Annotated in this window: 12 protein-coding genes; 1 reads left to right on the forward strand and 11 read right to left on the reverse strand. The window is 34.7% G+C overall.

Features of this window, described 5'->3' with window-relative positions:
• Nucleotides 1-179: 179 nt before the first annotated feature.
• From FLA105534_RS17945 to FLA105534_RS17980, 8 genes are all read right to left on the reverse strand, one after another.
• On the reverse strand, nt 180-704 hold the full coding sequence (locus FLA105534_RS17945) for a hypothetical protein (protein WP_173967468.1): 525 nt from the start codon (nt 702-704) through the stop codon (nt 180-182).
• Nucleotides 705-905: 201 nt separating this feature from the next.
• Entirely contained in the window at nt 906-2,732 is a 1,827-nt protein-coding gene (locus FLA105534_RS17950) for a BamA/TamA family outer membrane protein (RefSeq protein WP_173967469.1), read from the reverse strand.
• Between the two features lie 84 nt (nt 2,733-2,816).
• Nucleotides 2,817-3,917 carry an AI-2E family transporter gene (locus FLA105534_RS17955; RefSeq protein WP_173967470.1) on the reverse strand — a complete coding sequence of 367 codons (1,101 nt, stop codon included), beginning with the start codon at nt 3,915-3,917 and terminating at the stop codon, nt 2,817-2,819.
• A 111-nt stretch (nt 3,918-4,028) separates the two neighbouring features.
• On the reverse strand, nt 4,029-4,559 hold the full coding sequence (locus tag FLA105534_RS17960; RefSeq protein WP_173967471.1) for a mechanosensitive ion channel domain-containing protein: 531 nt from the start codon (nt 4,557-4,559) through the stop codon (nt 4,029-4,031).
• Between the two features lie 10 nt (nt 4,560-4,569).
• Nucleotides 4,570-5,154: a Maf-like protein gene (locus FLA105534_RS17965; protein WP_173967472.1), complete on the reverse strand. Its 585-nt coding sequence runs from the start codon at nt 5,152-5,154 to the stop codon at nt 4,570-4,572.
• A complete protein-coding gene (locus FLA105534_RS17970) occupies nt 5,147-6,073 on the reverse strand; it encodes a geranylgeranylglycerol-phosphate geranylgeranyltransferase (protein WP_173967473.1) in 927 nt (308 codons plus the stop codon). The genes FLA105534_RS17965 and FLA105534_RS17970 overlap by 8 nt, the downstream gene beginning before the upstream one ends.
• A 128-nt stretch (nt 6,074-6,201) precedes the next feature.
• Nucleotides 6,202-6,729 (reverse strand): KdsC family phosphatase, encoded by a 528-nt coding sequence (locus FLA105534_RS17975; RefSeq protein WP_173967474.1) that lies wholly within the window; start codon nt 6,727-6,729, stop codon nt 6,202-6,204.
• Nucleotides 6,713-7,474, reverse strand: coding sequence for a Rossmann-like and DUF2520 domain-containing protein (locus tag FLA105534_RS17980; protein ID WP_173967475.1), 762 nt, complete (start codon nt 7,472-7,474; stop codon nt 6,713-6,715). Before FLA105534_RS17980 ends, FLA105534_RS17975 begins: the two co-directional genes overlap by 17 nt.
• A 338-nt stretch (nt 7,475-7,812) precedes the next feature.
• On the opposite strand from FLA105534_RS17980, the gene ccsA reads away from it, so the two are divergent.
• Nucleotides 7,813-11,019, forward strand: a complete 3,207-nt coding sequence (gene ccsA, locus FLA105534_RS17985; RefSeq protein WP_173967476.1) for a cytochrome c biogenesis protein CcsA — start codon at nt 7,813-7,815, stop codon at nt 11,017-11,019.
• Nucleotides 11,020-11,088: 69 nt separating this feature from the next.
• Here the strand turns inward: ccsA and FLA105534_RS17990 are convergent, their stop codons facing one another.
• The 3 genes from FLA105534_RS17990 to FLA105534_RS18000 form a co-directional block, all read right to left on the reverse strand.
• Nucleotides 11,089-11,469, reverse strand: a complete 381-nt coding sequence (locus FLA105534_RS17990) for a DoxX family protein (protein WP_173967477.1) — start codon at nt 11,467-11,469, stop codon at nt 11,089-11,091.
• 102 nt (nt 11,470-11,571) lie between these two features.
• Nucleotides 11,572-12,360 (reverse strand): anti-sigma factor, encoded by a 789-nt coding sequence (locus tag FLA105534_RS17995; RefSeq protein ID WP_173967478.1) that lies wholly within the window; start codon nt 12,358-12,360, stop codon nt 11,572-11,574.
• On the reverse strand, nt 12,360-12,890 hold the full coding sequence (locus tag FLA105534_RS18000; RefSeq protein ID WP_017498502.1) for an RNA polymerase sigma factor: 531 nt from the start codon (nt 12,888-12,890) through the stop codon (nt 12,360-12,362). Before FLA105534_RS18000 ends, FLA105534_RS17995 begins: the two co-directional genes overlap by 1 nt.
• Nucleotides 12,891-12,955: the final 65 nt, after the last annotated feature.

Below are 12,955 nucleotides of genomic sequence, written 5' to 3' on the forward strand. Positions count from 1 at the left end.
ATTTTTCAAAACATTTTTCAAAACGGTTAGGAATACTTTAACTTTTTCAATCGTTTTAGTTGTTATTTTTGAATTATATTTAATAAATTAACTTTTTATTAATTTAGTATGCATGCATAAAAAAAGAGTATCATGATTTTGATACTCTTTTGTGTTGAAAATTAATGATTTAGCAAATATTAGCCTCTTCTGCGGCCGTAGTGACCATCGTGATCATCATGATCGTCATCGTCATCATCGTCTCTGTCGTGTTTGTTACGCTTTTTATCATAGTGTTTATGGTTTCTGCGCTCATAACGATCGTCATTATATCCATAAGCCGGTCTCGGTTTGTAACATCTTTGAGGTGCACCATGATAGCCTTTGTAATACTTTACCCTATGGCGATCAAAATAAGTATAAGGTGTTCTGCCGTGATAATCGTTTAAAACTACTTTGTAGCCTCCGTACAAATCATAATTTCTGTATTGTCTTGGCAAGTAAGTTGTTCTAACCCATCTTCCTCCTCCAAAATAGATAAACTGGGAAGCTCTTACATCATAATAAGCTTCGATGTCGGGTAAATAATAATACTCCATTTCTGCATATCCTGCAGGTCCCCACGCGGGAGGTGATCCGATGTTAACATTTATAGATACCTGCGCTTGCGTGGCATTTGCAACCAGGAGAAATAACCCTGCAATTGCTAATTTTATTGTTTTCATTTTTCTAATTTTAAAGTTATGATTAATCCTGTTTTAGGATATTCATATACTGTGCCAAAAATAAAAGCACTATGTATTTCATCGGATAAAATGTGCATTTTAACGATTTTGTAAAACGAGAAATTTACTTAATCTTTTGATAGTGAAGTGATTTTGGTTTTTTTGTTTTTTGAAAAAAAAGTGAAATAAAATATTTTTTCATTATTTGTATTCCACAACCCTTGGTTTGGCCAGCTCAAAGTTTTGCAAACCAATATCACTAGTCTCAAAAGTATTCGTTTTAAAAACACTATCTCCCTGATAAGGAATGGTAGGGTAGTAGGAGAGCGAAAGCTGAAAGGAACTGAATACCAGATAATCATTACTAATCAGCAAGCCTAAAGTCACTTTCTGGTACCCTTTATTTCTTCCTATGGCATCATTTGGATTTCCCAGTACCGCAACCGAGTAATTAAAGAACGGGTTTAGGCGAAATCCCCAGAGCGCATAGGGAGAATAGGTTTGGGTTTGAAGTGACAATACCATTTTATTTGTACCATATAAAGCGGTATTGAACCCAGCTAAACCATTTTTATTATTAATATTAAGCTGATCTCCGATAATATTTTCCCGATTGGCACCAATAACCATAATTGGGTTCACAAATTGACGCAGTTTCCAGTTTCCAATACTGAATAGTTTTGTAAAGTAAGTAGATTGAAATGAAAAGGCTGTTTGATAAGTTTTAGAATCATGAAAAAACGTACCTGCCTCAAAACTCATACTTAAAAATCCCCAACGGTAATAATTTCCAAAAGAAAACTGAGCTCCTGTATATGGCCGCCACTGCGCGTTTTTGTACTGATAGCCTAAAGTGATTCCGTAGATTCTTCCAATAGGAACGTCTTCTGTCTGGCCATTTCTAAAAATATAGTTGTCTTTTATAAATTTGCGTCGGTTCAGACCAATTCCGCTCAGAATCAATTTCTCATCTGAATAAAAATGGGTAGGATCATAAAGCTCAGAGGGAGCATCGGTATAATTGACATTGAGAAAGCGTGCGGTTGCCACCAAATTGGTTATACCATTTTCATCTTCAAATACTTTACTGGCATGTCCTGTCCAGAAATCCTGAAAGTTATTCTTAAAAGGTTGAAAAGCATAAGACTTATCAGGCGCCTGCAAACTGTCTTTTCTGTAGTTTTGACCTGTAGAAACACCGCCTGCCCATTTAGTCAAAGGCGAATAAAAGAGGCGTTCAACATTGATACTTTTGCTGTAATTATTGTCAATATCGATCTTATAGAATAAAGTGGTTCCAATATAAGTGTTTTTGATGTTAGGAATGGTATAGGTTGCTTCATTTGCAGTCCGGCCATCATTAAATCTGCTGGTATGTTTGTATTCCAGCTGCTGTCCCGATCCAAAAAAGTCTTTTTCTTTAATACCAAAAGAAACCTGATTGCCCGAGATCGCAAATTTAGGAATCGTACTCCACGAGTCCAGAACTCTAATCGTGACATCAACTGAATCTGAAGCCATCCCCGCCACTTTATTAGTGATCCGTACAGCTGTCACATATCTTTGAGATCGTATCAAACGCTCAGATTCCTGTACTTTATATGTGTCGTAAGGAGTATTCTTTTTAAACAGCAGGAGATTATAGATTGCAATTTTCTTGGTTTTCAAATGCAGTCGGTTTCCAGTCCGTTCTCCCCAGTTTTTAGGTACCTGAGTGGTGTCTGTGAGAGAGTGCCCAAAAGGATCAAGCGTTATAATGGTTATCTTTCGAATTATTTTTCCGCTAAAATCGGTAGTGTCATTTTGTACCAGAACTTCTTTTTTCTGAGGCCTGTTTTCTCTGAAGAATAATTTATGCAGGGTTTGTGTAAATTTATTCTTTTTCGAATAGTTTCTGATTTTCTGATAGACTTCAGTACTGTCTTTTTTACGGTTTTCGCTTTTTTGAGGCAAATTAACCTGAGCATGAGTGCCTTGTAAGCAGAAGCATAATAAAATAAAAAGTGCTATTTTTCTGATTACGGACATTGTATTTTTTTTGACTGGCTTAAAGGTCGATTTTGAGATGAATATAAGAAATTATTGCGATTATATTTTGAATCGTGATACTATTTAATTTTCGACCTTTAGTTTTCGGATTCTCCAGCTGAATTTTTTAGGCATGTGATTGCCCATCAAATATCCCCAGGGCTCTAAGGATTCAATTCTTTCAAATATAATTTTTAGAATGGCTAAAAGTGGGATGGCCAAAAACATACCTGAAATTCCCGCAGCGGCACCACCAATAATAATTCCCATAATCGAAACGAAGGCATTAATTTCTACTTTAGAATTAATAATTAAGGGTACAAGGATATTGTTATCAATCAGCTGTACAACAATGTTTACGATCAGAATTCCGAGAATTAGAGAGTTGTCTGGTGTTCCTGTTAATGATGCTACTACGGTGATTATACCCGCGATCAGAATGCCAATATATGGGATCATGTTTAAAATTCCGGTTATTAACCCTAATAAAATAAAGTATTTTACTCCAATAATCCAGAGCCCTAAACTTGTCAGAATAGAAACTACTATCATTTCAAAAATCAGACTCACAATATAATTGTTAATCGAAACTTTTATTTGTGAAAGGATGTCTTTTAAAATCACATGATCTTCTTTAGGGACTAATTTAGCAAGGAAAAGAATAAAATGATCTTTATACAGCAGAAACAAAAAAGTATAAATTGGTATGATAGTACAATCTAACAGAAGATCTGTTATGGAGACTATGGCTGAACCTATGGAGCTTTTTCCGTTTTGTACAGAGTCTTTAGTCACATTATCCAGATACTTTTTTTGTTCGCCGATGCTCACGTGAAAATTATCTTTTACAAATTTATGAATGTCAGTGATGAAAGTGTTTGCATTTTTCTTTATCGCATCAAAATCGTTGGCAATATCACTAATCTGATAAGAAATAAAAACCAAGATGCCGACGATAGATAAAGCGAAAATCAAAATACAAGAAGCGGCAGCAAGATGTCTGGGAAATTTTAATCTGGAATGCAATAATGTAAAAATAGGAACCAATAAGACCGCAAATAAAAACGCCAGTAATACCGGAGTAATAATATCTTTTCCGATACAAAAAATAAAGGCAAAGCTTATAAAACTCACCAAAATAAAAGCAAGTTTAGCATAAAAAGGCAACTTTACAGAGTGGTTCATTGTTGATGGAAATTAAATAAAGGCTAAGAATTTGTAAAACAAATATTATATTTTATTATAAATAATGTGTTTTACCTTTTTAGTATAAGTTTATAAAATTCCCATTCTTATTTAATCAAAGAACTCTTTTTCTTCGTATTGAACCGGCATGATAGAGATTCCTTTTTGCAGCAATAAATTATTCGGAAAAATGATCTTCTCACCGTCTTTTGTTTTCAAATTCACATGAAAGGCACTTATGTCCTCGATTTCCGCCTCTATTGGAAAGTCTTTATCATGAATTTTGATGGTATCTCCAATTCGGAAAGGAAAGGAAAAAAACAAAATCATTCCCGAAGTTATATTGCTCAGAATAGACCATTGAGCAAACATAGCCACTCCGATAACTGTAGTGATCGAAGAAACAGTTATGAAAATATCTTTGGTCTGAACACCCCAAATTACAATTAAACTAATCAGAACCAGTATGTTCATCAGTAAATGAATGTACTTGATTACCAAATTGGTCCGGTGCTCTAATAACTGACTTGTGCTGGCATATCGGCGAATTAATTTCGCAACGATGACACGTAAAGCAACAAGAACGCAAATTAGAATTACGGTGGTTAAGATCTCCTGACTATATTCTTTAAAAGAAAACATAAATAAAATTTTACACTAAAGTACTCAAATATTCATAAACTTTTGCTGTTGGTAATCCCATAACATTAGTATAAGAACCTTCTACTTTTGCAACTGCCATAAAACCAAACCATTCCTGAATACCATAAGCACCGGCTTTGTCATAAGGTTTGTAGTTTTGGATATAATACAAAATAGCCTCGTCTGATAAATCATTGAAAGTAACCTTTGTAATATCGTTTAATAGTGTGGAAGAATGATTTGTTTTAAAGCAAACCGATGTTATTACTTCATGGGTTGTATTGGATAGCGATCGGATCATTTTAAAAGCTTCGTCAGCATCTTTTGGTTTGCCTAATGCTTTATTTTGATGCCAAACGATAGTGTCGCTGGTTACTAAAATTTCATCTTCGTTAAGTTCACCTTCAAATGCATTGGCCTTTAATTCTGCCAGATAATCGGTTATTTCGACCGCCTTTAATTCTGGTGGATAAACCTCCTCAATGTCTTTTAACCTAATTTCGAAGTCAAGATCGAGGTCCTTAAAAAACTGTTGCCTGCGTGGTGATCCGGAAGCTAGAATTAAAGTATATTTTTTTAGTTTTTCTTTAAGCATTGTACTTGATATTTAGAGTGAGAACGAGAATTGATAAAATTCCGAAGAATAAGATTAATTTTAAAACGGTACTTAAATGATGAAATTCTTTTTGATTTTTTGCACCAAATATTTTGACAATAAAGTAGAGCAGTGGTGCCAATACAAAGGCAAAAGCATAAAAGGTAGCAATAAAAAGGTTGTTTTTGACAAAGTAAGTATTGATGTAAAGCAGGCAGGAAATAAAAGGGATTATCGCAAATCCCAAAGCAACTTTTGCTGCCCTGCTATTTCCGATTGCAATAGGCAACGTATTCATTCCCTGATTGTAATCGCCATTAACATCCTCAATATCTTTGACTATTTCACGAATAAAATTGATCATAAAGGCAAATAGAGCATAATCGGTTAAGATAGAGAACAGACTCGCCATTTGTGCCTGATTTTCGGAAGTTGTGGCAGGAAAAAGGTCAAAAACCCCAATAATCAATACACTTACAGAAAGCAGTAATGCTACAACAAAATTCCCCAGTATCATAATTTGCTTTAAAGTTGTCGCATAAAAATAGAGAAGTGAAGCGATCAAAATAAAGAACGAAGCAAACATGGGTCTAAGAATGATATTAGACAGAAGGAACCCAATGGCAACACCAGTAATATTTAGTCCAATATAAATATTATAAGCGGTAGTTTCAGAAATTCCTTTACCAATTACAACATCATTAGGTTTGTTGATGCTGTCGGTATCAACATCGTAAATATTATTGATTACGTAACCCGCCGCGGCCAGTAAAACGGTACTTAAAACCAATAATCCGTATTGCCAGTCCGCTAAAGCTAAAGGAACGTTTTGTTGTTTTAAAAAAGCATAACGAAATAATACTTGCATAAAAGCAAGCATCAGTAGGTTTTTGTATCGAATGAGTTTGAGGAATTTCATTTTTTTAAGGAGCTAAGGTTCTGAGGGGCTGAGGGACTACTTTTTTTTTGTGAGATGTAAAATGTTGTTTGTGAGATGTTATTTGTAAGATGTAAAATCTAAAATCCACAATCTAAAATCTGCAATCCTTAATCGTGTTTCCCACTAAAATGTTCCATCCATTTTCCTTGTACTTTCATTACTTGCTCGATCACATCACGCGCGGCGCCTTTTCCTCCATTTACATGAGAGATATAACGGCAAATGTTTTTGATTTCCGGGCTGGCATCTTGCGGACAAGTAGGCAGGCCAACTAATTTCATTACATGAAAGTCCGGAATATCATCGCCCATATATAAAACCTGTTCAGGTTTAATGTTGTAAGTATCAGTGTATTCTTTAAAAGTTTTTACTTTGTCGGGAGTTCCTAGGTGAATGTCATTAATTCCTAAATTGCGCAAACGTACACGAACACCTTCATTGCTTCCGCCGGAAATAATGCAAACATTGTAACCGCTTTCCACTGCCGCTTTCATCGCATAACCATCACGAATATTCATCGTACGAAGGATCTCACCTTCATTGGTTACAAAAACCGAACTGTCTGTAAGCACGCCATCAACATCAAAAACGAAAGTGGTGATGTCATTCATTATTTCTTTATAATTTTTTGCCATTATTCTGTATAGATTGTGTTAGTATTTTATATATATTCTTTTGATTTTCATGGGTTAAATACTCCAAATGCGCTTCAATTGTGGTCGAATCTTTGCGTTTTGCAGGGCCCGTTTGTGCATCCGCCGGAGCTAAAGTATTTATTTTTTGAGCAGTTTCCTGAATTAAAGGTTTTAAAACTTCAAAGGGCACCTGATGTTCTTTGCAAATCTCCTGTCCGATTTGATACAGATGATTGGTGAAATTATTAACAAAAACGGCTGCAACGTGTAACGCCTTTCTTTGGTCTGAATTTATAGGATAAACGGCTTGCGAAATGCTTTTGGCGACACTTTCTAAAACACGATAATCAAATGTGTTTTCGGCCTCCAGACACATTGGAATAGTGGAGAAATCAATTTCCTTATTCTTTGAAAATGTCTGAAGCGGATAAAAAACACCCTTTCTGTTTTTAGCATCCAAAACATCGAGTGAAGCTGCACCTGAGGTGTGAACGACAACGCGGTTTTGAAAAGGCAATTGTTTTGAAACTTCTGAAATTGCATTATCAGAAACAGCAATAATATAGAGATCAGCCTCGAGAAAGGAGTCAAAATTATTTACAATTTTTTCAAAACTTACCAAAGAAGCAAGGGCTTCTTTTTTTCTCGAAAATACCTGCACAATTTCTACCACTTCACTTTTAGAGAAAGCTTTGATCAAATGCTGGGCAACATTTCCGGAACCAATTATTGTAATTCGAATCATAGCGCAAAATTAGTATTATTTTTTTTAAAGAGAATAAGCAGGAAAGAAGTTTAGTTACAGATTATACTGATTGCAATGATTCTGTTGATTTATGTAAAAAGTACCGCTCTAAATGAAGTTTGCTAAACGAATAAATTCTTTTTTAATCCCGTAATCTGTGGCATAAAAAAACAGATTCATACACTCAATTATGAATTTGTAAAATTAAGCGTACAGTTTTTAAAAGAATGATTTGATTTACTAATTTATATTTGGTTTTTATTAACAAATTACAGCCGTTGCAAATCAACATTTTTAAGTATTTTTGTGCCACTTTTATACAATGTAATTCCTTAAAAATGGATAAAAAAATATTCTCTTTTTTGTTTTCTACACGATTAATGGCCGTTCTTTTTTTAACATTCGCAATTGCAATGGGTGTTGGAACTTTTATCGAAAGTAAGTACAACACAGATACAGCCCGAATTTTAATCTATAACACCTGGTGGTTTGAGGCGATAATGGTCTTCTTTTTGATCAATTTCTTCGGAAACATTAAACGTTATCAACTACTAAAAAAAGAAAAATGGGCAACTTTGTTACTGCACCTTGCTTTTATTTTTATTCTTTTAGGAGCTTTTATTACTCGTTATATTAGTTATGAGGGTATGATGCCTATTCGTGAAGGAGCGGCAGAGAATCAAGTTTATTCTGATAAAACATTCTTAACTGTTTTTGCAGATGGGGAATACAAAGGCGAAATGAAACGTAGAGTTTTTGAAAAAAACTTATTGTTTTCGCCGGTTACCAACAATGATTTTACACTTTCCGGAAAATTCGACGAAACACCTTTTGAAGTGACGTACGTGAATTATATCATGGGAGCTACCGAAACCATAAAACCGGATCCAAAAGGAACTTTATATCTTAAAATGGTAGAAGCAGGATCTGGCGGACGTGAAGAACACTTTTTGAAAGAGGGTGAAGTACAAAACATCCATAATGTATTATTTGCATTGAATAAACCAACTGCCGGTGCAATCAACATCAATACTACAGGTGAAAAATATACTATTCAAACGCCTTTTGAAGGAGAGTTTATGCGAATGGCCGATAAATTAAAAGGTACTGTAACCAAAGATAATGTACAGCCTTTGATGATGCGTTCTTTGTACAGTATTGGCGATATTAGAATTGTATTTCCAAACCCCGCAGTTAAAGGAGTAGTGGATTATGTATCAAATAATGATTACAGAGCCAAATCACATCATGATGCTTTGATTGTAAAAGTTAAAGCTGATGGACAGGAAAAAGAAGTAAGGCTTTTGGGGTCTAAAGGTAGTGTAGGGGAACCTCAGACCGTTAAAATCGGAAAAATTGAATATAGTTTATTCTACGGAAGTAAAGCGTATATCTTGCCTTTTAAAGTGAAATTAAACGATTTTATTGCTACAAAATATCCGGGAACAGAAAAAAGTTACTCTTCTTACGAAAGTAAAGTGACCGTTCAGGATTCTACAGAAACATTTGATTACCGAATTTATATGAATCACGTTTTGGATTACAAAGGATTCCGTTTCTTTCAATCTTCCTTTAATCCGGACGAAAAAGGAACCATATTATCTGTAAACCATGATTTTTGGGGAACTAATATCACTTATTTTGGTTATTTTATGTTATATCTGGGATTAATGGCTATTATGTTTACCAAACATTCACGTTTTGGCGATTTGAAACGCAAATTAGAAGGCGTAAAAAAGAAAAAAGAAAAACTGATCACGATATTGGTTTTAATGATTGGTTTGAGTGGCTTTGCTCAGGCACCGCACGTTCATACACCAGGTCACGATCACGATCATAACACAGATCCAAACGATCATGCCAATCATGTAACGGCTCCGCCAAGTCAGAAACAATTAGATTCGTTATTGACGATTTACAAAGCACCGGAAGCCCATGCAGCAAAATTTGGTCGTTTGATTATTCAGGATGCCGGAGGGAGAATGAAACCGGTTAATACTTTTTCATCTGAATTGCTTAGAAAAGTAAGTCAGAGTGATACCTATAATGGAATGAATTCTGATCAGGTATTTTTGTCTATAACACAATATGCTCAGGTTTGGATACAAATTCCTTTGATTCATCTAAGAGCCGGAAACGACAGTATTCGTAAAATTATTGGAGTAGATAAAGAGGCTAAACGTGCTCCGTTTGTGCAGTTTTTTGATGCTAACGGGAATTATAAGCTTTCACCATATTTAGATGCGGCATATAAAGCAGCAAATCCAAATCAGTTTGAGAAAGATTTTATAGATACCGATAAAAGAGTGAATCTGATGGAATCTGCTTTAAGTGGCAGTATTCTAAAAATATTTCCTATTCCGAATGACCCAAATCACAAATGGGTTTCGTATTTGGAAAGACAACAGGGAGGATTTAAAGGAATGGATTCGACTTATGTAACGCAGATTCTGCCAATGTATTTTAGTGCATTAAACAATGGCTCAATTTCTAAAAACTTTACAACAGCCGATCAGTTGGTGGAGAGTATTAATGGTTTCCAAAAGAAATTTGGTGCTAAAGTAAGACCAAGCGAGGAGAAAATTGATGCCGAAATAACGTACAACAAATACGATATTTTCAAAAAATTACCGTACTGGTATCTTACCGTTTCAGTCTTGATGTTGATGTTCACTATTGTAAATATCTTTTTTGAGAAAAAATGGCTTCGCATAACGATCAACGGTTTTCATATTCTGGTAGGAGTATTGTTTGCACTGCATACTTTAGGACTTATTGCACGTTGGTACATCTCGGGTCACGCTCCATGGAGTAATGCTTACGAGTCTATTATTTACGTGGCCTGGGCAACAATGTTTTTTGGATTAGCTTTTGACAGAAAATCAAAACTTACGGTAGCTTCATCTGCTTTTGTAACCGCAATGATCGTAATGGCGGCTTATATGAATTGGATTGATCCTGAAATTGCAAACTTACAACCGGTACTAAATTCTTATTGGTTAATGATTCACGTGGCGGTAATTGTAGGAAGTTATGGTCCATTTGCATTGGGAATGATTTTAGGTTTTGTAGCCTTAGTGCTGATTTTCTTTACTAATGAGAAAAATAAAGCCAAGATGGATTTGAACCTTAAAGAGATTACGTACATTAATGAAATGGCAATAACTATTGGTCTAATCATGCTAACGATTGGTAACTTCCTTGGCGGACAATGGGCCAACGAAAGTTGGGGACGTTACTGGGGATGGGATCCAAAAGAAACCTGGGCTTTAATTTCGATTATGGTGTATGCTTTTGTAATTCACGCTCGTTTTGTACCGGCCCTTAGAGGAAAATGGTTCTTTAATTTAATGAGTATGTTCGCTTTTGTATCGATCTTATTTACGTATTATGGAGTAAATTTTCACTTAGTTGGTTTACATTCTTATGCTACCGGAGAAGCACATTCATTAAGCTGGATTTGGTATTCACTAGGAGCTATTTCAGTAATCGGAGTAATTACATACCCTAAATACCGCAAGTACTATAAGAGCAAGAAAAAATAGAAAATAGTAATTCATAAAAAAAAGATTCAGTTAAACTGAATCTTTTTTTTATGTCTTAACGGGAGGTATTTAGTTTTGTTTTTTTAAGCCATTAGGATACATAATTGCTAGCAGCACGACAATGAGTAAAAAATTATATTCGGAACCGTTTCTTCCGCCGCCCACTACAAACCAGCCTTCCTGAAAATGAACCAGAATGATTCCCATTATCAATATGAAGATAGTTACAAATCCAGCCGGTTTAACATATTTGTTAATAAGCAGAAGAAAGGCGGCTACAACATGGGATAATTTGATAGACCAAGCCAGAAAAATGCCAAAAGGAGCGAAACCAATTTGATTTAAATATAGATTTCCAAAATCATTGATTCCGTTATTAAACATTCCAAAAACAGAATGGGTGAGGAGAATAATGGCTACTGCAATTCTTAGAAGTAAAGTTCCGTTCATGATTTAACTGGTTTATTTTATAGAGGTTATTTTAATTGAAAGTAATAAAAAAACGCATAATGAATTCAATATGCGTTTTTTAAGTTTTTAGAGATGTTGCTTTTAAACTTTTCCTAAAGTATACAGCTGTTCCATAGTCGGAGTCAAACTTCCTCCGGCAGGTTCTAAAGTGATTCCAAAAGCCTCTGCTGAGTCCGTTTGATTTACAGCAAATATTTTTTGAGAATTTCCTTCAAAATCGCTCAGTAAACCAATACTGGTAGGGGTTAGTACCGGGCTTAATTTTAAAGCCCAAACCTGATAAACCATCCCTTTTGGAGGTTTTGGTAAACCGGCTGCATCAATATAAGTTGTTTTTGTTTCTTTGTTCCAATACACCTTTGCAAATGAACCTGGAGAAACTGCTTGTCCGCCAAGGGTTACACCTGTGTTTTTGATGTCTCTTACAATTGTCAGACTTTTTTCAGTTTGCTTATTCTGCTGATCTAAGAAAGCGTAATCTTTCTCTATTTTGTTTTTCTCAGTACCAACAGTTGCAATAGCTTCTTTCGATTTTGTCAATTCTAAAGTTTGATATCCAAAACCTAAGAGCAGTAGTACCGCCGCAGCCCAGCCTACATATTGAGACCAGCTTGAAGCAGGTTTCATGTCGACTACTTTGCCGTGTTTCAACTCTAAACGAGATTTTATTTTTTCAAAATTGGCTACCGAGTGAAAAGGAGAGAAACTTGATGATAAAGCTACAATAGCTTTTTCGATCGAAATAATTTCCTGATCAACTTCCGGATTTTTCTTAGCCAATTCTGCTATTTCCAGATTTTCAGTTTCGGTCAATAAACCGTAAACATAAAGTTCCAGAATTCCTGATTCGATATACTCTTTTGCTTCCATTATATTTTTAGATAATTTCTTAAATCATTAATACAGTTTCTGTTTTGCGTTTTGATAGTTCCCAAAGGCATTGCCAATTCTTCTGAAGCTTCTTGTTGGGTGTATCCTTTAAAAAATAATAAATCTATAATCTCAATACATTTTGGTTTTAATTTTTTTACAAATTCTTGTATTCCAATAGTATCAATTCTATTAACGAGTTTATTACTGTCGTCTAACAGATTTACGAAATTATCTGAAGAAAGGTTTTTTTGACTGTTATTAAAATTTTTGGATCTTAACTTGTCGATTGAAGTATTCCTAGCAATATTAAGGATCCAGGTGTAAAATCTTCCTTTGCTTTCATTATATGAATCGATGTTTTTCCAGATTTTGACAAAAACTTCCTGCAAAACATCCTCGGCTTCTTCGCGGTTTTTTATAAGAACATTAATAACCGAAAATAAACTTTTCGAGTACATATCATATAAATGGGTAAAAGCTCTTTCGTCTTTTTTATAAATTAAAACTAATAATTCTTCCTGACTCATACATTGGGGTTTTTAAGTTGAAACAAAATTTTGGAAATATATTGTATAACCTGAGATAAAGATAA

Origin of the sequence: Flavobacterium collinsii (assembly GCF_902804485.1) — a bacterium.
Taxonomy (GTDB): domain Bacteria; phylum Bacteroidota; class Bacteroidia; order Flavobacteriales; family Flavobacteriaceae; genus Flavobacterium; species Flavobacterium collinsii.

What these genes read in the sequence shown, in the direction of transcription:
- FLA105534_RS17945 (WP_173967468.1), bottom strand. Translation starts at nt 704, where the DNA reads ATGAAAACAATAAAATTAGCAATTGCAGGGTTATTTCTCCTGGTTGCA.
- FLA105534_RS17950 (WP_173967469.1), bottom strand. Translation starts at nt 2,732, where the DNA reads ATGTCCGTAATCAGAAAAATAGCACTTTTTATTTTATTATGCTTCTGC.
- FLA105534_RS17955 (WP_173967470.1), bottom strand. Translation starts at nt 3,917, where the DNA reads ATGAACCACTCTGTAAAGTTGCCTTTTTATGCTAAACTTGCTTTTATT.
- FLA105534_RS17960 (WP_173967471.1), bottom strand. Translation starts at nt 4,559, where the DNA reads ATGTTTTCTTTTAAAGAATATAGTCAGGAGATCTTAACCACCGTAATT.
- FLA105534_RS17965 (WP_173967472.1), bottom strand. Translation starts at nt 5,154, where the DNA reads ATGCTTAAAGAAAAACTAAAAAAATATACTTTAATTCTAGCTTCCGGA.
- FLA105534_RS17970 (WP_173967473.1), bottom strand. Translation starts at nt 6,073, where the DNA reads ATGAAATTCCTCAAACTCATTCGATACAAAAACCTACTGATGCTTGCT.
- FLA105534_RS17975 (WP_173967474.1), bottom strand. Translation starts at nt 6,729, where the DNA reads ATGGCAAAAAATTATAAAGAAATAATGAATGACATCACCACTTTCGTT.
- FLA105534_RS17980 (WP_173967475.1), bottom strand. Translation starts at nt 7,474, where the DNA reads ATGATTCGAATTACAATAATTGGTTCCGGAAATGTTGCCCAGCATTTG.
- ccsA (WP_173967476.1), top strand. Translation starts at nt 7,813, where the DNA reads ATGGATAAAAAAATATTCTCTTTTTTGTTTTCTACACGATTAATGGCC.
- FLA105534_RS17990 (WP_173967477.1), bottom strand. Translation starts at nt 11,469, where the DNA reads ATGAACGGAACTTTACTTCTAAGAATTGCAGTAGCCATTATTCTCCTC.
- FLA105534_RS17995 (WP_173967478.1), bottom strand. Translation starts at nt 12,360, where the DNA reads ATGGAAGCAAAAGAGTATATCGAATCAGGAATTCTGGAACTTTATGTT.
- FLA105534_RS18000 (WP_017498502.1), bottom strand. Translation starts at nt 12,890, where the DNA reads ATGAGTCAGGAAGAATTATTAGTTTTAATTTATAAAAAAGACGAAAGA.